Here is an 18,292-nt window from a genome sequence, read left to right as displayed (position 1 = left end):
GCTCACCCTTCCGGAACGGTCGCGGGAAGCACGTCCCGGCCGCGCAGGCCCGCCGTGGCGAACCGGGCGGCGGCCTTACGTCGGGTCAGCCAGGCCACGCGGCCTCCGTTGCGGGTGCGGTCGGCGAGCACCCGGTCCGCGAGCCACGGGGTCACCGTCTCCACCCGGTCGGCGAGGATGTTGAGGACCTTGCGGGCCTTCGCGTACTGCTCCGGGGTGTAGCCGTGGACGAGCAGGTCGGTCACGAGCATCCCGGGGGACAGGCGCAGCGCCCTCACGTCGTGCGGGCGTGTCCTGGCCCGCTCGTCGAGGTCGGCGGCGATGGCCCGCGTCAGGTACGTGACCGCGCTCTTCGTGGCGCCGTACGCACCGAGGCCGGGCAGCTGGCGTCCGTCGGAGCCGAAGCCCTCCATGTTCCACAGCCGCCCCTGCCCCTGGGCGAGGAAACCGGTCACCGCGACGGCCGAGCCGTGGGCCGTGCCCAGCAGGTTGGCCGCCGCCACCGCCTCGACGTCCGCCGCGGCCAGCTCCCAGAACGGGCGGCGCGGCGCGGCGGAACCCGCGTTGTTGATCCAGACGTCGACACGCCCGAACCGTTCGTACGCGGCGTCCCACAGCGCCTGCACCTGGGCGCGGTCGGTGACGTCCGCAACGCGCCCCAGCACCCGGTCCGCCGGGCCGGGCAGCGGCTCCAGGGCCGCGCCGGGCCTGCGGTCACCGCGGCCGCACAGCGCCACGCGGCAGCCGCGCGCGAGGAACGCCCGCACAAGCCCCAGGCCGATCCCGCGCGTGCCACCCGTGACCACCACGACGGTGCCGCTCACGCCTCGCCCTCCCACGTCAGTACGCCGTGCAGGACGGCACTGAGGACGTTGCCGCCGAACAGCTCGTAGGTGACGGCCAGCCGCCCGCCCGCTGACATGCCAGGCGTGGCGTCGAGGGCGAACTCCCGCCCCGTGACCCGGTGTACGTCACCGCCCGCGAAGTGCCACAGCGGGAAGTTGGCGCGGCCGAAGGCCTGGGCGCTGCCCCAGGCGTCGGGGCCCTCCCAGAACTCGCGCGTCCCGTCCCGCCGCCGCACCACGGTGAACGCCCGGTCGGCTCCGCCTCCGGTCCAGGTGACGCGGTGCTCGGTGCGGAGCAGGTCCAGCGGGGTGAGCCGGTCGACGACCCGCACCGTGCCCAGCGGCTTCTGGTCCGCTCCCCACAGCTCGCAGTCACCCGCGTAGCGCCCCGACTGTTTGGTCGGCAGGATCCACGGGACGGGGCCGTTGGCGGTCTCGGCGTCCCGGTGCGCGGTGACGGCCCGCCGGGCGCCGGGGTTGGTGTCATGGTCGGTGGTCCTCAGATAGAGGCCGTTGAAGCAGCCGATGACCGTCCAGCCCTGGTACAGGACCGAGGAGTAGACCTGGGTGGTGCCGCCGGGCAGCACGTGGTTCCAGGTGTTCAGGCCCACCTGCCAGCCGGGGCCGTAGTAGTGGGCGTCGACGAAGGCGCCGTACGGCTGCCCACTGCCGTGGAAGTCGGGACCGCAGTAGAGGCGGTTGTCGTCCGCGTCGCTCACCGCGAACGCGAAGGGCGCGGCGAGGCGGAAGCGGCCGGCGAGCGGCCCGCCGCCCGCGAGGCCGCCGTCCATGCGGTAGACGGTGGCGCCGTCCTCGACGTCGGACGAGCGGCGGATGTCCTCGTAGCCGCACCAGGTGCCGTGGGCGTCGAAGAGGGACGGGCGGCCGTGCCACTCGCCCGCGATGCGCTGCTGCCAGACACTGGGGGACGCCTGTGCCGTCACCGGACCGCCTCCCGGTCGGGGCGGCCGGTGATCAACAGGTGCCGCAGCCGGTCCGTGGTCGCGGTGCCGAGCAGCCGGTCGACCCTGCCCCACACCGGGTCGATCGCCCGGCTGAACAGCGCGGTGCGCAGCCGCCGGTCCCGTACGGGCAGGTCGGTGTCGGCGAGTTCGCCGGCCACCTCCGCCGGCATCGCGGCGGCGAGCGACAGCCAGTGCTCCACGTATTCCTCCGCGAGGGGGCCGACCGTGCGCAGGGCCGCCTCGTCGGCGCGGTGGACCAGCATCCACGGGGACATCAGGGACCGCTGGCGCGGGCTGATGGCCGCGGCGGTGAGTCCGGGGATGTCGGCGGCCCGGGCGTGGGGCTTGGTGAGCGGACCGTACACGGTGTCGGCGTACACCGGGTGGGCGGCCAGGTCGGCCCGCTGCACCAGGTCCAGGTGGAAGGCGTAACCACCGCCCGCGTACACCGAGTCGAGCGTGAAGTGGGGCAGCGGGCCGTCGTCCGCGCCGAAGGCGAACACCATGTGGCTGTCCAGCGCCGCTGCGGGCAGCATCAGCCCGATGTACACCACCGATGAGACGGAGCGGAGGCCGCCGGTGAAGTACCGTACGCGGCCGACCGGTTCGGGGAAGGCGGGGCCGCGCAGGGTCGTCCACTCGGTGGGCCGCTCGCTCACCCCCGTACCGGCGAGGAGCTGGTCGAGGACCAGGGCCGACAGCCGGGCGGACGGGGACATCGCCGCTTCTGACATGATCACTCGCTCTCGACGGTGGGGTGGAATCCGTGCGCCTTCTGCTCCCAGGCGCGCGCGAACTCGGGGATGTCCCGCCGGCCCGGTGAGGGGATCACGGTGGCGGTGCGTTGCGGGACGTCGCCGGTGATGCGGTCGGCCTCACCGACCATCCAGCCCTTGGCGGCCAGTTCCTGACGCTTGCGGCGGTACGCGACCGAGATCAGGTCGGACCGCAGGTGCAGCTCCGCGCCCAGGTCGGCGGGCAGCAGTTCGGGGCGGGTGCCGTCCACGACGGGAGCGTCCTGGCCGAAGATCTTCATGACCCGCTTGCGCGTGTTGCCGTCGGCCCACGCCCCGGTGAGGAAGTCCCGCAGCGCCACCCACTTCACCAGGGTCGTCGTCTCGTCGACGGGGATGTTGGTGTCGTAGATGACCATGCTGCCGAGGGGCAGCCGCACCCGCAGCTTGATGAGGTTCGGCAGCATCCAGCCGGCCGTGGTCACCACCGGCGGCCGGTCCTTCGCCCGTGCCCTGCGGTCCGCGTACAGCCTGCCCCATAGTCCTCTGGCGGTGGGCGGATGCAGGGCGACCGTTGCGAACGCCGACCACTCGTCGGGTTGTTCCAGCGTGTACTCCTCGACTTCAGGCCGGTCCGGGTTGCCGAAGGAGCCCGCGTGGACGAACGGGGTGTGCGCGATGTCGCAGCCGTTCTCCAGCACCCGCTCGTAGTTGGAGTGCCACAGGTACTCGCCCCTGACCGCCTTGAACCGCCCACCGTGCTCGACGAGGTCGTCGAACTCGGGCCAGACCGGGATCGGGGGCCGCTGCTCGGGCGGCAGGTCGCCGAGGAACACCCACACGAAGCCGTACTTTTCCTGTACGGGGTACGAGTCGACCCGCGCTTTCCTGGGGATGCCCCGCCCGGGCTGGTTGGCCGGGATGAGGGTGCACGCCCCGTCCGCGTCGAACCGCCACCCGTGGTAGGGGCAGACCACGCAGTCGCCCGCCAAGGTGCCGGCGGACAGGGCCGCGCCCCGGTGCGCGCAGAGGTCGGACAGGGCGACGGGGCGGCCGGCGCCGGTGCGGTACAGCGCGAGCGACTGGCCCAGGCACACCACTCTCCGGGGCGTGCGCCCGACGCGGCCGGCGAACTCGACCGCGTACCAGAAATTCTTGAGCATCCGTGCCGCTCCTCGGAATCGAGTCGGGGATGTCGGGGGTTCAGCGGCGACGCACCAGGGCGAGGCCGGGATGGGGCGGGGCGAGCAGTGACATCAGTGCGCCGCGGGCCGCGGCGTCACGGCGAAGATGGGCGGTGCAGAAGAGCGTGACGAGCCGGGCCAGCAGAGCCCGTGCCGAGCGCTGGGCTCCGCCGGGCCGCTCCAGGAACCCACGGGCCGTCGTGGGGTCGTGCGGATCGCAGAGCGTGAAGTGTCCCGCGCCGGTGAGCCGCGCCCAGACGTGCGCCCCGTCCGCGTCCCGCAGTGCCTGGGTGAAGGTGCGCTCCACGGGATCGGTCGCGCCCTCGCCCCCGTACCGGTCGGTGCTCGCGGCGATCACGCCGTCCGTCTCGCCGGACAGCAGCATGACCGGTGCGGTGCCGCTCACCGGCAGCACCGTGCCGGGCGGCCAGCCCAGCATCGAGGCGACCAGCGTATGGGCCCCATACGTGAAGACCGCGCGGACGCCCGGCGTGAACCCGGCGGACTGCAACGCCACGGTGCCGCCCGCCGAGTGCCCGCCCAGCGCGACGCGGTCCAGGTCCAGCAGGCCGTCCAGGGGAGGCCGGCCGACGAGCTCGCCCATCGCGGCGAGCAGCGCCGCGATGAGGGGGGAGGTGGGCCGGGAGCCGTACCCGGCCGGGGAGGCGGCGTCGAGGTCGATGGCCGGGGTGAGGCCGTGGCTGCCGGCGAACAGCTCACCGACCAGGTCGGCCGTGACCGTGATCAGCCCCTTCTCGGCGAGGGCGAGGGCGAGCCAGCGGTACGCGTCCTGGCCGATGTTGATGCCGGGAAGGAGCAGGACGACGGGGTAGGGGGCGCGGGACGGATCGGCCGGGACCTCGCCGGTCAGGCGTTCGGCGTCGGAGCCCGTGTGCCGGGCGGGGTAGAAGACGCGCAGGTGGACGGTGTCGAACGGTTCCTTGAGGCCGGGCACCCGCCGGGCCCACCACAGGGACCGGACCTGGCTCATGACGCGGGCCGGGGCGACTCGCGGTCCCCGCCCCACAGGGCGCGGACCAGCCGGTCGGTGGTCTCCTCGCCGAAGTACCGCACGCCCATGACGTTGGCGGGGTCGCGTTCGGCGATGTTGCGGCGGGTCGCCAGGTCGGCGGCGGCGAGCGCGGCCCGCTGCTCCTCCGGTACGGGTTCCGCCTCGTCCACCCACCCCAGCCACCGGTCCACGTGCGCGTGCGTCAGCCGCCGCACGAGCGCGATGTGGTGATCGTCGCGGGGCATCGAGTAGCAGTACGCGGTGGGGGACAGGCTCGCCCGGATGAATCCGGCGCGGCTGGTGAACCACGACAGCTGCGGGTTCTCCTCGCGTACGGACAGCCATTCGCGGGCGACGGGCCCGTAGTAGCGGTCGTAGTAACCGCCGTCCGCGAGCAGGTTCGTACGGGGTACGGAATCGAGGTAGAACCAGCCGCCCGGCCAGCACAGCAGGGCGATGCCCAGGTGCGGGACGCGGATGTGCGGGCCGAGCCAGACGGTCAGGTGGAGATTGGCGAAGCCGCGGGTGGGGTTGCCCAGCCAGGAGTGCACCATCCAGTCGACCTCCGGGCCGGTGTAGGCGGCCAGCGAGCCGCCGGGGCTCTCGGGCGGCGAGCCGTAGGTGTCCAGGTCCTTGCTGGACGGATCCCGGTGGAGCTCGAAGCGGGCGTCGATCTTCTCCTTGAGCTCGGTGAGCAGGAGGCGCCACTGTTCGAAGGTGTCGGTCACGTCGGTTGCCGGGGTGTCGTCCGTCATGTCCTGGACGGCCTTGAGGGTTTCGCTCACGATGCTCCTCCTGGGCGTGCGGCCGGGACGAGGGCTCCGGCGAGGTGCCATGGACGCCCGTCGACGAGGTCGGTTCCCCGCGAGACGAGACGGCGGGCGGCCTGCGCCGGCCGTATCGGGGCGAGGGTGAGGCGGCCGTCCGCCGGGGTGGTGTCGGGGTGGCTGATTCGGCCGTCGAAGGGCGCGGAGCGCGTCTGCCACAGGCCGAAGTCCCGTGGCAGGCCATGGATCGCGCCGGTGGCGTGACCGGCCGCCACGACGTTCATCCGGTTCTCGGCGCTGCGCTCCGGGAGCCCGAGGGCGCTCTCCCAGGACTCCGTCCCGGTGAAGCAGACGGCGGCCGTGTCCGCTCCGGTGAGCGCGGCGAGCCGGAAGGTCTCCGGGTACAGGCTGTCGTCGCCGGCGATGACCGCGACCCTGCCCCACGGGGTGTCGTACGTGAGGAGCCGTGGCCCGGGCGGACCGTCGGCCCAGGCGGCGTGCCGCGCGCTGCGGTGCAGCTGAGGCTGGACGAGGACCGGGCCGTCGGCACGGAGCACGTACCCGGTGTGGACGCCTTCGTGGGGCAGGGTGCAGGCGAGGTACGTGTCGGTGTCGGCCAGCGCGCCGGTCAGGGCCGCCAGTGCCTCCTTGGCCAACGCCTCCCTGGCCAGCGCCTCGTGCTCGCCGGTCGCCTCCTCGACGATCCCGCCGGGGAAACAGAACAGCTCCGGCACCACGACCAGGGACGCGCCGCGTGCGGCCGCCCGCGTGGTCAGTTCCGCCGCCTCGGCCACCGCCTCGCGCGGTGCGGTCGCGCCGGGGCGTACGACCGCGGCCGTCACCTCGTCGGCCCGCCGTCCCGGGAAGTCCGGTGCCGGGCGGGGCCGAGCCGCGATGGGGACGTACAACCCGGGCCGGCGGGCGGCGAAGACGTCCGTGCCGTCCGGGCGCCGCTTGTCGCCGGCCCGCGCCGGCTCGATGTCGGCGACGACGACCGCCTCACCCGTGCGTGGGGCACGGGCGACCACGGTGCCGTCGGGGGCGACGATCTGGCTCTCCCCGGCCCCGTGCAGTGCCTCGCGCGGCACTCCGAGCCCGGCGGCGACGGCGTCGGCGTGCTCGTCGGGCAGCAGGGGACCGACCTTGTTGGCGGCGATGACCCAGACCTTGTTCTCCGCCGCCCGCACCGGGATGTGGAGCGAAGCCTCGTCCAGGGCGAAGGAGTTGAGGCTGTTGAGGAGCGCCTGGGCGCCGCGCAGGGCGAGTCCCCGGCACACCTCGCTGATCACGCCCTCCATGCACGCGTACAGGCCGAGCCTGCCGAGTGCCGTGTCGACCACGGGTCCCGCGTCGAGGGCGGGGTCGAGGTGGTCCCGCTCGCTGCCCATCAGGACCTGCTTGTCCGCATGGGCGACGAGCCCGCCGTCGGGGCCGTACAGCAGGCTCGCCGCGGTGACCCGGTGTGCGTCGGCGGTGGCCAGGGTGACGTGCACTTTGACGAACATGCCGTACCGCCCGGCCGCCGCGGCCACCGGCGCCAGGAAGTCGTCACCGGGCCGGCACGCCATGCGCAGCGCGTGCGCCCGGTCGTCGTACCAGGAGAGGTGGTTGCAGAATTCCGGCAGCACCACCAGACGTGCGCCGCGCCGCGCCGCCGCGTCGATCGCGCGGAGGCACGTGGCCCGGTTGGCCTGGCGGTCGCCGCCGACGGCGAACTGGGCAGCGGCGACGCGCACGGTGACGCCCTTGGCCATGACAGCCTCCCCTGGTTCCTCTAGCGGAACAGTGTTTCCCAAACATACACTCGGGTGCCACCCCGCGACAGGGGTGCGGAGCGACGACCGACCGGAGGTTCCACCGTGCTCACCCATGTCGTCCTGATGAGGTTCACCGACCCGGCCGATGCCCCAGAGGCGAAGAAGCGGCTGGCGGAACTGCCCGCCCTGGTCAGCGAGATCGAGTCGATGCGCGTCGGCCTCGACGTCACCGGGTCGGCCGTCTCGTACGACCTGTGCATGACCACCCGGCACGCCTCGGCCGCCGCGCTCGCCGGATATCAGAGTCACCCAGCGCATCGCGCGCTGGGTGACTGGCTGCGACCGCGACTCGCGGACCGGGTGACGGTCGATTACGTGGAGACCGCCGGTGACTGACCGGCTCGTCCGCCGCGACGGGTTCAGGAGGTGCGGCCCGGCAGGGTCTGGATCGTGCCCGCGGCGAGCAGAGACGCGTAGTACGCGCCACCGGGGTAGAGGTCCGTGGTGCGCGCCCCGGTGAAGGCGTCCTTGGCCCAGCCGACCGCGAGGGTCTGGAGCGCCGACACGTTCTTCTGCTGCGGCGTGCCGCACAGGAACGTGCCGGCGTCGTCGGTGGAGGAGCCCTCCGCGTCGGTGTGGGCGCCCGTCGCCAGGCGTACGCCGACGAAGGGGCGGGGCAGGAGCTGCTGGAGCGCGGTGGTGCCGCTGCCGCCGTTGTTGCAGCTGTAGCCAGGGGAGGAGACCGTCAGGATGGGCAGGGACGTCTTCGCCAGCTGGGACAGCGAGGCGTCGGTGTTGTTCCCGATGAACGACTTCACCGGGTCCAGCAGCACCAGGCCCCGCAGCTTGGTGAAGGCGGCCGGGTGGTCGGCCCGCAGTCTGTGCGCCACGTACTCCGTCGTCTCGGCGCCCGCCGAGTGGCCGGAGAAGACGAACGCGGTCGGCAGCGCGCCGAGATCGGTGCGACCGGCCTGGCTCTTGGCCGACGCGTAGCTGCGGGCCAGTTGGGACGTTGGACTGTCGGCGGCGGCGAACCACTTCGCCACGTTGTCCAGGAACGGCTTGTTGTTGCCGATGTTCTGCAGCGTGCAGCCGAATATGTCGGCGCTGCGCAGGGTCGGGGCGAACACCAGGTACCCGGCGGCGGCGTAGCGGCCGGCCAGGTCCGTCATGTGGTCGTTGGCCCGGGCGAAGCCGTGCTGGAGCCAGATCAGGCCCTTCGGGGCGCCGGACGCACCGGACGGGAAGTACCAGTCGGCGGACTGGCGGTAGGTGAAGACCGCGCACGACACGTCAACGGTGGTGGACGCCTTGGTGACGGTGGAAGTGGTGGACGGTGCGGACGCGGAATGGGCGGTGGTGGCCGGGACGACGCCGAGGAGCAGGGCGGCCAGTGCCGGAACGATCACCTTGCGCAGAGCGGGCAGGCGCATTCGAGCCTCCAAGGACGAGCAGCTGTTTCCTTTCAGGAAACAAAGTTTCTGCTCGCGTTACGGGGATGACAGCGGAGGCGGCCGCACCTGTCAATACCCGCCGCTGAAGGGAGTTGAGCGCCCCGCTCCCGGGCGCTGGTCACACGAGGCCGGGATACGCACCGGGCGGCATCCCCGGACCGCCCGGCCGGAAGGCCGCGGGCGCGTGCGTGACGCACGGCTGCGTGTAGGCGTACAGCCCCTCGGCCCCGTACTCCCGGCCGTGCCCACTGCGCTTGACCCCGCCGAAGGGCGCCCGCAGCGACATCCCCGTGCGGTTATGCGTGTTGACGAAGCGGAAACCGGCCTCCAGGCGGTGGGCGAAGGCGAACGCCCGGTCCTCGTCGGCGCTCCACACCGAAGCGCCCAGGCCGTACTCGGTGGCGTTGACGCGGGCCACCACCTGGTCCTCGTCGTCATAGGGCAGCACCGGGACCACCGGGCCGAACTGCTCCTCCCGCACCGCGGGCGCGCCGTCGTCGAGACCCAGCAGCAGCGCTGGCCGCACGAAGTGCCCGGCGGTGAGGTCCGTGTCCGGGCACGCCCTGCCCACCTCGACGCTGCGTCCGCCCCGATCCCGGGCATCGGCGACGAGCCGCCGGACCCGGTCCGCCGCCTCGGCGCTGATCACCGGGCCCACCGTCGTGGCGGGGCGCAGCGGATCGCCGAGCACCAGCGCCCGCTCGGCCGCCGCGACGTACTCCGCCACGAAACGCTCGTACCGCCGGCGTGGCACGTAGATCCGCTTGGCCGCCATGCATACCTGTCCGGCGGTGGCGAAACTGGCCAGCACCAGCCGTTCCAGGTCGCTCTCCGACAGCCGGGCGTCGTCCAGGAGTACCGCGGCGTCGTTGCCGCCCAGCTCCATGGTGGTCGGAGTGAGCGCGGCGGCGGCGACCGCGCCCACGGCACGCCCCGCCTCCGGCCCGCCGGTGAAGGAGACCTTCCGGATGCGTGCGTGCCCCGCCAGGGCGCGCGCGGTACCGGCGTACCCGTGCACGACATGCAGCAGCCCCGGCGGGAAGTGACGCGCGAGCGTGCCCAGGACCAGCGACACGGCCAGCGGGGCCAGCGGGGAGGGCTTGACCACCAGGGCGTTGCCCGCCGCCAGCGAGGGCGCCAGCTTGACGACGGTAAGCACCACCGGGGCATTCCACGGCGTGAGCGCCGCCACCGCGCCGAAGGGCCGGTGGCGCACCGTCAGCCGGCCCGCCGCGTCGTCGGTGACACGGTCGGTGAGCAGCCCGGGGGCGTGCTCGCCGTACCAGCGCAGGACGGCCCCGGAGAAGCGGATTTCGCCCGCGCAGTCCGCCAGCGGCTTGCCCGACTCGCTCGCCAGCAACAGCGCGGCCTCGGCCGCCACGTCATCGAGCGCGGCGGCCGCGCGCAGCAGCGAACTGGCCCGCTCCTCCGCCGGCTCCCCGGCCCAGGAGCGGGCGGCCACGTCCGCCGCCGCGACGGCCCGGTCCACCGCCGCGTCCTCGGCCACGGGCACGCTGCCGACGACCTCGTCCACCCGCGCCGGGTTCCGGCGGAGGATGACCTCAGCGGGCATGCGCGCCCCCCTCCGCAGCACCCGGCGGTCTCAGAGAGGCGATCATCGAACTGCGCAGCAGCGCCTCCCTGGCCCTGCCCGGGTCCGCCGCCGTGGCCCGCAACTCCTCGCGCACCGACGCCCGGGTGGCTTCGTCGCGCGCCCGCAGCCGTTCCCAATTGCGATGGGTCTCGGCTCCGACGTACGTCAGGGCACAACGCCGACGCCGCTCGGCGGTACGCGACAGTTCCGCGTCCCCGGCCTCCCCGGCGATCACGTCGGCGAGCGCGCCGCCCATGAGGACGGCGTCGTGGATGCCGCTGTTCATACCCATGCCGCCCAGCGGGTTGTTGACGTGCGCGGCGTCCCCGCACAGCAGCACCCGGCCGTACCGGAAGCCGTCCGCCACCCGCTGGTGGACCCGGTACAGGCCGGCGTGCGCGACGCGCCACGGCCGCACACCGTCCGCGCCCACGCCGCGAAGCCGCTCCGGGAGCCGCGCCGGCTCGGCCGCGTCCGGTGTGCCGTCCGGCGTGGGGAGCAGCACCCGCCAGTGGTCGGGCGTACGCAGCAGCACCAGCCACTCGTCCGGATCGAGGACGTACGCGATCGGCGCCAGGTCCGGCATCGCGGCCGTCAAGTCCTCGTCGAGCGACGCCACCAGAAAGCGTTCCGGATACGTCACCCCCGCGAAGCCCGCGCCCAGGGCACGCCGTACGACCGAGTGCGCCCCGTCCGCGCCGATCAGCCAGTCGCCGCGCAACCGCGAGCCGTCCCCGAGCACCACGGACACCGAACGGCCGTCCTGCGCCACATCCCGGACCGGACAGCCGAACCGCACATCGGCCGCAGGGTGCCGGCTCAGCGCGTCGAGCAGGATCGGCGTCAGCTTGCTCTGCTCGCACTGCACTCGGTACGGGTACGGCGTGTCGTCCGCGAGCACCGCCAGGTCCAGCTCGGCGACCGGCCGTCCGGTGCGGCGATCGCGGTACTGGAAGGTGCGGGCGACCAGCCCCCGGTCGAGCAGCGCCGCGACGACCCCCAGTTCGTCGAGCATCTCCAGGGTCGGCGGATGGAACGTCGACGCCCGCGACTGGGCCGCGAGGCCCGCCCCCTTCTCCAGGACCGTCACCGGAACCCCGCGCCGGGTCAGGAGGAGCGCGGCGGTCAGCCCCACGGGCCCCGCGCCCGCGACCAGGACACGGCTCACGGCGCACCGCGCTGCGCGCCGACGCCGGGGGTATGCAGCGCGAAGGCCCCCTCCACGCCGGTGACCCGGGCGCCGGTGAAGTGCAGGATCGTCTCGTCCGTGCCCTCGTCCACCAGCCCGGACAAGCCCCAGGCGGGGCGGGGCGTCTCGGTGTGCAGGCTCAGCAGGGATGAGCCGTTGACCTTCACCTCGCCCGCCCGGACGCGCCGCGCGACGCTCAGGGCAGCCGTCTCGTCTCCGCCCACCACGTACCCCTCCAGCCCGTATCCGGTGGAGTTGGCGAGGGCCACGGCCACGGCCTCGTCGGCGTACGGGTGCACGGCGGCCACCGGCCCGAAGATCTCCTCGCGGGTGGCGGCCTCCGGTGCACCGGTCACCAGCAGGGGCGGCAGGTAATTGCCCCGCTCGGGAACACCGGTGAGGGGACGCGCCTTCGCCCCCGCACCGGTCAGCGACTCGACCGCCGCCAGCGCCTTCGCACGGTGGCGTGAGTGCGCCAGCGGCCCGTACCCGGTGTCCAGGTCGAGCGGATCGCCCACCCGCACTCCGGTGAGCACCGCCGCCGTCGCGTCGAGGACCTCCGTGAGCAGACGCGCCGGGACGACGAGCCGGCCCAGCGCCCGGCACCACTGGCCGTTCAGCGTGGTGAGCAGCTCGGCCGCGACGCGGCCCGCGATGTCCACGTCCGCGTCCGGCATCACGATCAACGGGTTGTTCCCGCCGAGTTCGAGCTGGACGGGCTTCAGCGCGCGCCCGCACACGGCGGCGACGTCTCGGCCCGCCGCCGTGCCTCCCGTGAACGACACCACCCGGATCCCGTCGTCCGCCACCAGCCGCGCTCCGGTGGAGCCGTCTCCGTGCAGCAGTTGGAGGACGGCCGGCGGCGCCCCGGCGGCGGTCAGCCCCTCGGCGGCGGCCTCGACCAGCATCTGCGTTCCGTACGGGGCCAGTTCCGGCGCCTTGACGACGACCGGGCATCCGGCGGCCAGCGCGCTCGCCGCCTTGTGGGCGGCCATGGGCGCGGGCGCGTTGTACGGGACGACGCACAGGGCGGGCCCGCGCGGGGCACGGCGCACCTCGACGGACCGGCCGTCCGGCCGGACGGCGGTGGTGTGCAGCAGCCCGGCGCGCAGGCGCGCGGCGGCCATGCGGAAGGCCCCGCCGACGATGACGCCCAGCCCTGACGTCTGGGCCAGCGGGACGCCGGTGGCGAACGCCTCGGCCCGTACGATCTCCGGGACGCGGGCCTCCACCGCGGCGGCCGCCGTCTCCAGCGCGCCCGCCCGCTCCTCGTCGGCGAGCCCCGCCCAGCCTTCGCCCGTGTGGAGCGACGCCGCGGCGGTGAGGGCGCGCTCAACGCGCTCCGGCGAACTGGCCACCGCCCGGCTTATGGGCTCACCGGTGGCCGGGTCCTCCAGCACCACGTCGAGCTCTCGGGAACAGGGCTGCCAGACACCGTCCACCAGGTCGGCGGTCGCGGCGGGTGACTTCGCGGGTGGTTTCACCGGTCGGCCTCCACGGTCGCGAACAGGGCGTTCTCCCGGGCATCGGTGGCGATCCTGGCCGCTTCGAGCCGACCGCGTTCCGCCGGGAACGTCATCACCAGGCCCATGGCGAGGTCACGCAGCGCGCGGCCCACCGGCCCGTCCATCGTGGCCCCTGACGTACCGCAGGCTTTCAGCGCGCCCAGCGCCACGTCGAAGCAGGCCTCGGTCACCGAGCCCTTGCCGAGCCGCCAGTGCGTGAACACCTCGGACTTGGGCCGCACCGGCGGCTCGGAGGACTCCAGCTCCAACTGGCGCCGCAGCCACAGGTGGGCGGTCTGCAGGCGTTGCGTCATGTCACCGATGAGGACCTGGTGCACGGGGCTGGACGCGATCGGCCTGCCCGTGTCGGCGAACGTCTTGCGCGTGAGGGTTTCCAGCGTGTGGTCGTACACCGCCTGCGCCGCCCCCGTGTACACGGCGGCGATGGCGAGCTGGTTGCCGACGAAGCTGCCCCGGCTGACCTGGAGCATGCGGGTGAACGCGCCGGGCACGGTGAGGGCCTGGTTGTCGGGCACGAAGACGTCGGCGAGCCGGATGCCGTGGTTGGCGCTGGCGCGCATGCCGAGGCCGTTCCACTGCTCGCGGGAGGTGACTCCGGGGGCGGTGCGCGGAACGAGGAAGAGGGCCAGTGCGTCAGGCCCTTCCTTCCCTTCCAACTTGGCGGTGACGAGGTAGGTGTCGGCGACGCCAGTGGCGCAGCCGAAGGACTTCTCGCCGGACAGCAGCCAGCCGCCGGCGGCCGGTTCGGCGGTGGTGGCGATGGAGATGTTGGCTCCGGAGCTCTTGACCGACTCACTGGCGAAGTTGGCGAGCCACCGCCCGGACGCCATCGTCGTCAGCACCCGCTCGGCGAAGGCGGTCACCTCGCCCGCCTCCTCCGGGTCGAAGAGCCCGGCCCGGATGGCTTCGAGGGGCAACAGCCCGCGCGAGGCGCTGGTGTTGTGGAAGAAGTAGGCGAGCGCGGTGGACGGGCAGGCGGTGCCCATGGCGAAGGTCGCCGCCGCCAGGTCCCGCAGCGTCCCGCCGAGTCCGCCGTGCTCCTCCGGTATGACCAGGCCGAGCAGCCCGGCGTCGCGCAGCAGCGCCACGTGGCCGGCGGGGAACGCGGCGTCGGCGTCCGCCCGGGCGGCAGAGGCCCTCAGGGCGGGCAGGACGGCCTCGACGCGCTCGGCCCGGGCGCGCTCGGCCGGGGTCATGGCGTCGAGGAGGCGTTCGGCGGTCAGGCGGGCAGCGGGTGGTGGGGACGCTGGCATGGGTGCGGCTCCTCACTGGCTTCGGGTGCCTCGGGCGGGGCGTACGGCGTACCGCGTACGGTCAGGAGACGGCGGGCCGGACGGGGCCGCCTCGCCGTTGCCCGCACCGCAGGGTGTGCAGCTCGTTCAGGCAGGGGCGCAGGGCCTCCCTCTCCACCGGCGTCTCGACGCCGAGCCGCGAGCACAGCAGCACCAGGCGTTCGGTGGGCAGCAGTCCGCCGCAGCCGGCGAGGCCGGTGTCGAAGTCCCTGACGCCGTTCTTCATCGCGGTGAGCGCGTTGACCAGCCCGAGACCGTGGTGGTCGCGCAGGGCGAGCCGCAGCCGGGCGTCTCCCGCCTGCGGTACGGCGTCCTGGAGCAGCCTGCGCAGATGGCGCGGTGAGCCGTCGTCGCGGTCCTCACCGCCCCGGGGCCCGGCTTCGTCCAGCGCGATCTCACCGCAGCCCGCCTCCCGCAGCGCGTCGACGGTGTGCAGCACGGCCCGGCCGCGCGCGGGATCGAGGGCGTCGTCGATGCGACCCACGACCGTGGTGCCCGAGCCGGCCACGGCGACGACAACGGAGACGGCCGCGGCGGCGATGCCGTCCGCCGCGACGGTCACCTCCACCGCCCGGCAGCCGGCAGCGGCCGCCTCCGCCGCCTCGGCGGCGTCCCTCACCAGGACCGAGACGCGCTCCGGCAGGGCGGGGGAGCGGCGCAGCTCGTCGCGGGGCAGCCGTACCCGCACACCGGCGGCGCGGACGGCGGCCGTCAGCCGCGCCGCGCGCCGCCGGTTCCCCGCCTCCGCCGCCGGCGTGCGGGCCAGCTCTGTGTCGGCGACGGTGACGCTCTCCGGCAGGGGATCGGCGAGCTGGCCCCAGGAACGGGAGTGGAACAGCAGCGGGGAGGTGATGCGGGGCACCCCGGCCGCGATGACCTCACCCACGAAAATGGTGTGGTCCCCGCCCGGGTAGACATGGCGTACCCGGCAGTCCACCCAGGCCGCGGCGTCGGTGAGCACCGGACTGCCGGTGGCGCCCGGCAGCCAGTCGCCTTCGGCGAACCGGTCGGTGACGCCCGGTGTGAGCCCGGCGAACCGGCGGCCGAGCCCGATGTGGTCGCGCCCCAGCACATTGACGGCGAACACGCCGTATCGCGTGACCAGTTCGTGGGAGCGGATGCGGCGGTCGAGGCAGACCAGGACGAGCGGAGGATCGAGGCTGACGCTGCTGAAGGAGCTCGCCGTCATCCCGTGGCGCCGGCCGTCGGGTCCCGCGGTGGTGATAATGCCGACTCCGCTGGGCCAGCGGGCCAGCACCCGGCGGAAGGTGGTCTCGTCCACGGCGGTACCGGTGTCCACGGCCACTTCCGCCTCCACGTCGTTTCCTCACTCGAAACAGTGTCACGTACAGCGTAACGAGACGCGAGAGTGGGGTCAATGGGAATGCGATACGTGGGCGGGGGAGCGTTTCCCATGGGGAAATCGCGCCCTATGCTGGGCCGTGGTCGGCGGAGTCGCCCCGGCCGGCTCAGCACGTCCGCACCACACCGGGGGACACCGTGACCGACGAGAACAGCAGCAGGTCGATCGCAGCGGTCGAGCGCGCCATGGACGTACTCCTCCTCTTCGGCCGCGCCGGACGCCCCGATCTGGGCGTCACCGAGATCGCCCAGGAGCTGGGGATCACCAAGGCCGCGGTGCACCGCATCCTCACCGCACTGCGCAACCGTGACCTGATCATCACCGACTCCGTCACCCGCCGGTACGCCCTCGGCCCCGCGGCCATCTCGCTCGGCCGTGCCTACCTGGCCCGCACCGATCTGCGCATCCTCGCCGCGCCCGAACTGCGGCGCCTGGCGGACCAGTGCGGGGAGACGGCCACCCTGTCCATCCGGCGCGGTGACACACGCCTGTACGTCGACCAGGTGGTGCCCGTCCAGGAGTTGAGGATAGAAGTAGCCCTCGGCATCCCCTTCCCCCTGCACGCGGGGAGTTCGTCCAAGGCCATGCTCGCCTTCCTGCCAGAGGCCGAGATCGACGCGTACCTCGACCGGCACCCGCTGGAGCCGCTGACCGACCGGACCGTCACCGACCCTGCGAAGCTCCGCAAGGAGCTCACCACCATCCGCCGCCGTGGCTACGCGACGTCCGTCGGGGAGCGCGAGGCCGGGTCCGCCTCCATCGCCGCTCCCGTCCTCGGGCACGACGGCCATGTCATCGCCGTCCTGAGCGTCGCCGGTCCGCAGACCCGCTTCAAGTCCCGCATGGGCGAATGTGCACCCCTGCTGCTCGAAGCGGCCGAGCGGCTGTCGGCCGAGTTCGGCTACCGGCCCGCCGCCGACTGACCAGCGGACCGTCCCGGACCGCCCCTCAAAGGTTCGCCCCCGGCTTGAGCACGCCCAGCACCGCCGCGGCCAGTACGCAGCACCAGATGGTCACCACGTACGGGACGCAGCCGTCCACCGCCCGCCGCAGCGCCCGTTCCGTCGCCGGCGTCGAGCCCTCCGCGCCGAGGGCCGCGAAGGCCGGGCCGAACGGCCGCAGGGTGAGCCGGATGCCGAGCCCGCACGCGATGGCGGCGGCGTACAGCGCGACCTTCGCCCCGAGCCAGCGCGGCTCGGTGGTCACCCCGAAGGGCTCGGGAGCGGCCAGCGTGTACGCCGCCACGCCGAGCAGCGCCGTCGTCACGGCGATACGGGCGGTCCAGTCGGCGCGCCGCACCCAGGGGCGTCGGCCCGGATGGTGATGGTCCGCGACCGTCACCCACAGCCAGCAGGCGGCTCCCGCCCAGGCCGCCGCCACCGTCCAGCCGTTCAGGACGGCTTCGGCCCCGTGCGGCTCCAGCGCCATGAGCGTGACGCCGCTGGGCAGGAACAGCACCAGGCATATCTTCGGGCCGAGGTCGAGGATCCCCATGATGCGCAGTGCGGTGGCGCGGGCCGTGAACGGCAGCTCCGCGCGCAGGACGTAGCGGCTGGAGACGTAGACCCCCAGGTCGCCGCCGAGCCAGAAGACGAACAGGACGAGGTGGAGCAGGATCCACCAGCCGTGCGGGTGCGCGCCCATGGGGTCCCTCCCTCATGCCCGGCCGTCGGCCGTGGACGGGAACCCGCCGGCCCGTCCGAGCAGCGCGGGCGCCTCCCGCCCCAGCAGCGTGCCGAGCCATGTGCCCGTGGCGCAGGCGGCGTCCAGGCCGATCCCCGTTCGCGTCCCCATCCGCTCCAGCAGATAGACCAGGTCCTCCGTTGCGATGTTGCCGGTCGCCGCTGGAGCGAAGGGACAGCCGCCGAACCCGCCCAGGGACGCGTCCAGCCACGCGGCGCCCGCCTGCGCGGCCGCCACGGCGTTCGCGTACCCCGTGTTCCGCGTGTTGTGGAAGTGGCAGCGCAGCGGAACACCGGGCGCGGCCTCCCGCACCGCGTGCAGCAACCGGGTCACCGCGTCCGGTGCGGCGACGCCGATCGTGTCCGCGAGGACGATCTCGGCGGCCCCGGTCGCGGCACCGCGGTGCGCGATCTCCACGACGCGCTCCTCGGGCACCTCGCCCTCGAAGGGGCAGCCGAACGCGGCCGCGATCGTCAGCGTCGGTGAGACGACGGCCGCATGCGCCGCCTTCGCGATGTCCGCCCAGGCGGCGAGTGCCTCTTCGGTACTCACTCCCTGGTTGCGGCGGCAGAAGGCGTCCGTGGCCACCACCACGCAGTTGACCTCGTGCATCCCGGCGTCCACCGCCCGCGCGACCCCCCGCCTGTTGAGCACGAGACCGCCGTAGCGCACCCCGTCCGGACGAGGCAGGAGCGCCATGACCTCCTCGGCGCCCGCCATCTGCGGCACGCGGTCCGGGCGGACGAAGGCCACCGCCTCGATCCGCCGCGCGCCCGCCGCCACGGCGCGCCGTACAAGCTCCGCGCGCATCTCGGGGGTGAGGACGGTGCCTTCGTTCTGCAGGCCGTCGCGGGGTGCGACCTCCACCACGCCGACGGAGTAAGCGGGCACGTCCACGGATGAGTTCTCCATGCGCCGCATTCTGCC

17 protein-coding genes are annotated in these 18,292 nt (G+C 73.7%); 2 read left to right on the top strand and 15 right to left on the bottom strand.

Annotated elements, in window-relative coordinates; translation table 11 throughout:
* Positions 1-2: 2 nt before the first annotated feature.
* From test1122_RS09550 to test1122_RS09520, 7 genes are read right to left on the bottom strand one after another with little or no spacing between them, the layout of a single operon-like run.
* Complete coding sequence (locus tag test1122_RS09550) at positions 3-824, bottom strand: SDR family NAD(P)-dependent oxidoreductase (protein WP_232268731.1); 822 nt, start codon at positions 822-824, stop codon at positions 3-5.
* Positions 821-1,789, bottom strand: coding sequence for a hypothetical protein (locus tag test1122_RS09545; protein ID WP_232268730.1), 969 nt, complete (start codon positions 1,787-1,789; stop codon positions 821-823). The genes test1122_RS09550 and test1122_RS09545 overlap by 4 nt, the downstream gene beginning before the upstream one ends.
* Complete coding sequence (locus test1122_RS09540; RefSeq protein ID WP_232268729.1) at positions 1,786-2,544, bottom strand: hypothetical protein; 759 nt, start codon at positions 2,542-2,544, stop codon at positions 1,786-1,788. The genes test1122_RS09545 and test1122_RS09540 overlap by 4 nt, the downstream gene beginning before the upstream one ends.
* 2 nt (positions 2,545-2,546) lie before the next feature.
* Complete coding sequence (locus test1122_RS09535; RefSeq protein ID WP_232268728.1) at positions 2,547-3,707, bottom strand: aromatic ring-hydroxylating dioxygenase subunit alpha; 1,161 nt, start codon at positions 3,705-3,707, stop codon at positions 2,547-2,549.
* 40 nt (positions 3,708-3,747) lie between these two features.
* Positions 3,748-4,719 (bottom strand): alpha/beta hydrolase family protein, encoded by a 972-nt coding sequence (locus test1122_RS09530; protein ID WP_232268727.1) that lies wholly within the window; start codon positions 4,717-4,719, stop codon positions 3,748-3,750.
* Positions 4,716-5,525, bottom strand: coding sequence for a hypothetical protein (locus test1122_RS09525; RefSeq protein WP_232268726.1), 810 nt, complete (start codon positions 5,523-5,525; stop codon positions 4,716-4,718). The genes test1122_RS09530 and test1122_RS09525 overlap by 4 nt, the downstream gene beginning before the upstream one ends.
* Complete coding sequence (locus tag test1122_RS09520) at positions 5,522-7,261, bottom strand: nitrilase-related carbon-nitrogen hydrolase (RefSeq protein ID WP_232268725.1); 1,740 nt, start codon at positions 7,259-7,261, stop codon at positions 5,522-5,524. The genes test1122_RS09525 and test1122_RS09520 overlap by 4 nt, the downstream gene beginning before the upstream one ends.
* A 105-nt stretch (positions 7,262-7,366) precedes the next feature.
* Here test1122_RS09520 and test1122_RS09515 point away from each other — a divergent pair, with 105 nt between their 5' ends.
* Positions 7,367-7,660, top strand: coding sequence for a Dabb family protein (locus test1122_RS09515; RefSeq protein WP_232268724.1), 294 nt, complete (start codon positions 7,367-7,369; stop codon positions 7,658-7,660).
* Positions 7,661-7,683: 23 nt separating this feature from the next.
* On the opposite strand, the gene test1122_RS09510 is transcribed toward test1122_RS09515, so the two are convergent.
* The 6 genes from test1122_RS09510 to test1122_RS09485 all read right to left on the bottom strand — a co-directional run bounded on the left by test1122_RS09510 (position 7,684) and on the right by test1122_RS09485 (position 15,637).
* Positions 7,684-8,697, bottom strand: a complete 1,014-nt coding sequence (locus tag test1122_RS09510) for an alpha/beta hydrolase family protein (protein ID WP_232268723.1) — start codon at positions 8,695-8,697, stop codon at positions 7,684-7,686.
* Positions 8,698-8,836: 139 nt separating this feature from the next.
* Entirely contained in the window at positions 8,837-10,291 is a 1,455-nt protein-coding gene (locus test1122_RS09505; RefSeq protein ID WP_232268722.1) for an aldehyde dehydrogenase family protein, read from the bottom strand.
* A complete protein-coding gene (locus test1122_RS09500; RefSeq protein WP_232268721.1) occupies positions 10,281-11,480 on the bottom strand; it encodes an FAD-dependent oxidoreductase in 1,200 nt (399 codons plus the stop codon). The genes test1122_RS09505 and test1122_RS09500 overlap by 11 nt, the downstream gene beginning before the upstream one ends.
* The gene (locus test1122_RS09495) at positions 11,477-12,985 is read right to left on the bottom strand and encodes an aldehyde dehydrogenase family protein (protein WP_232268720.1); all 1,509 of its coding nucleotides are present in this window, start codon (positions 12,983-12,985) and stop codon (positions 11,477-11,479) included. Before test1122_RS09495 ends, test1122_RS09500 begins: the two co-directional genes overlap by 4 nt.
* A complete protein-coding gene (locus tag test1122_RS09490; protein WP_232268719.1) occupies positions 12,982-14,280 on the bottom strand; it encodes an acyl-CoA dehydrogenase family protein in 1,299 nt (432 codons plus the stop codon). The genes test1122_RS09495 and test1122_RS09490 overlap by 4 nt, the downstream gene beginning before the upstream one ends.
* Before the next feature lie 61 nt (positions 14,281-14,341).
* Entirely contained in the window at positions 14,342-15,637 is a 1,296-nt protein-coding gene (locus test1122_RS09485; protein ID WP_232268718.1) for a flavin reductase, read from the bottom strand.
* A 182-nt stretch (positions 15,638-15,819) separates the two neighbouring features.
* On the opposite strand from test1122_RS09485, the gene test1122_RS09480 reads away from it, so the two are divergent.
* Positions 15,820-16,605 carry an IclR family transcriptional regulator gene (locus tag test1122_RS09480; RefSeq protein WP_232268717.1) on the top strand — a complete coding sequence of 262 codons (786 nt, stop codon included), beginning with the start codon at positions 15,820-15,822 and terminating at the stop codon, positions 16,603-16,605.
* A 25-nt stretch (positions 16,606-16,630) separates the two neighbouring features.
* Here test1122_RS09480 and test1122_RS09475 read toward each other — a convergent pair whose 3' ends face one another.
* Both test1122_RS09475 and test1122_RS09470 read right to left on the bottom strand, forming a co-directional pair.
* Positions 16,631-17,326: a hypothetical protein gene (locus tag test1122_RS09475; protein WP_232268716.1), complete on the bottom strand. Its 696-nt coding sequence runs from the start codon at positions 17,324-17,326 to the stop codon at positions 16,631-16,633.
* A 12-nt stretch (positions 17,327-17,338) separates the two neighbouring features.
* Positions 17,339-18,277: a hydroxymethylglutaryl-CoA lyase gene (locus test1122_RS09470; protein ID WP_232268715.1), complete on the bottom strand. Its 939-nt coding sequence runs from the start codon at positions 18,275-18,277 to the stop codon at positions 17,339-17,341.
* Positions 18,278-18,292 lie beyond the last annotated feature (15 nt).

The organism is Streptomyces gobiensis, assembly GCF_021216675.1.
GTDB lineage: Bacteria > Actinomycetota > Actinomycetes > Streptomycetales > Streptomycetaceae > Streptomyces > Streptomyces gobiensis.
This window is presented reverse-complemented; position numbering and strand designations above follow the sequence as displayed.

Coding starts and splice junctions, on each gene's coding strand:
- test1122_RS09530 (WP_232268727.1), bottom strand. CDS start 4,719: ATGAGCCAGGTCCGGTCCCTGTGGTGGGCCCGGCGGGTGCCCGGCCTC.
- test1122_RS09475 (WP_232268716.1), bottom strand. CDS start 17,326: ATGGGCGCGCACCCGCACGGCTGGTGGATCCTGCTCCACCTCGTCCTG.
- test1122_RS09520 (WP_232268725.1), bottom strand. CDS start 7,261: ATGGCCAAGGGCGTCACCGTGCGCGTCGCCGCTGCCCAGTTCGCCGTC.
- test1122_RS09490 (WP_232268719.1), bottom strand. CDS start 14,280: ATGCCAGCGTCCCCACCACCCGCTGCCCGCCTGACCGCCGAACGCCTC.
- test1122_RS09505 (WP_232268722.1), bottom strand. CDS start 10,291: ATGCCCGCTGAGGTCATCCTCCGCCGGAACCCGGCGCGGGTGGACGAG.
- test1122_RS09510 (WP_232268723.1), bottom strand. CDS start 8,697: ATGCGCCTGCCCGCTCTGCGCAAGGTGATCGTTCCGGCACTGGCCGCC.
- test1122_RS09470 (WP_232268715.1), bottom strand. CDS start 18,277: ATGGAGAACTCATCCGTGGACGTGCCCGCTTACTCCGTCGGCGTGGTG.
- test1122_RS09535 (WP_232268728.1), bottom strand. CDS start 3,707: ATGCTCAAGAATTTCTGGTACGCGGTCGAGTTCGCCGGCCGCGTCGGG.
- test1122_RS09540 (WP_232268729.1), bottom strand. CDS start 2,544: ATGTCAGAAGCGGCGATGTCCCCGTCCGCCCGGCTGTCGGCCCTGGTC.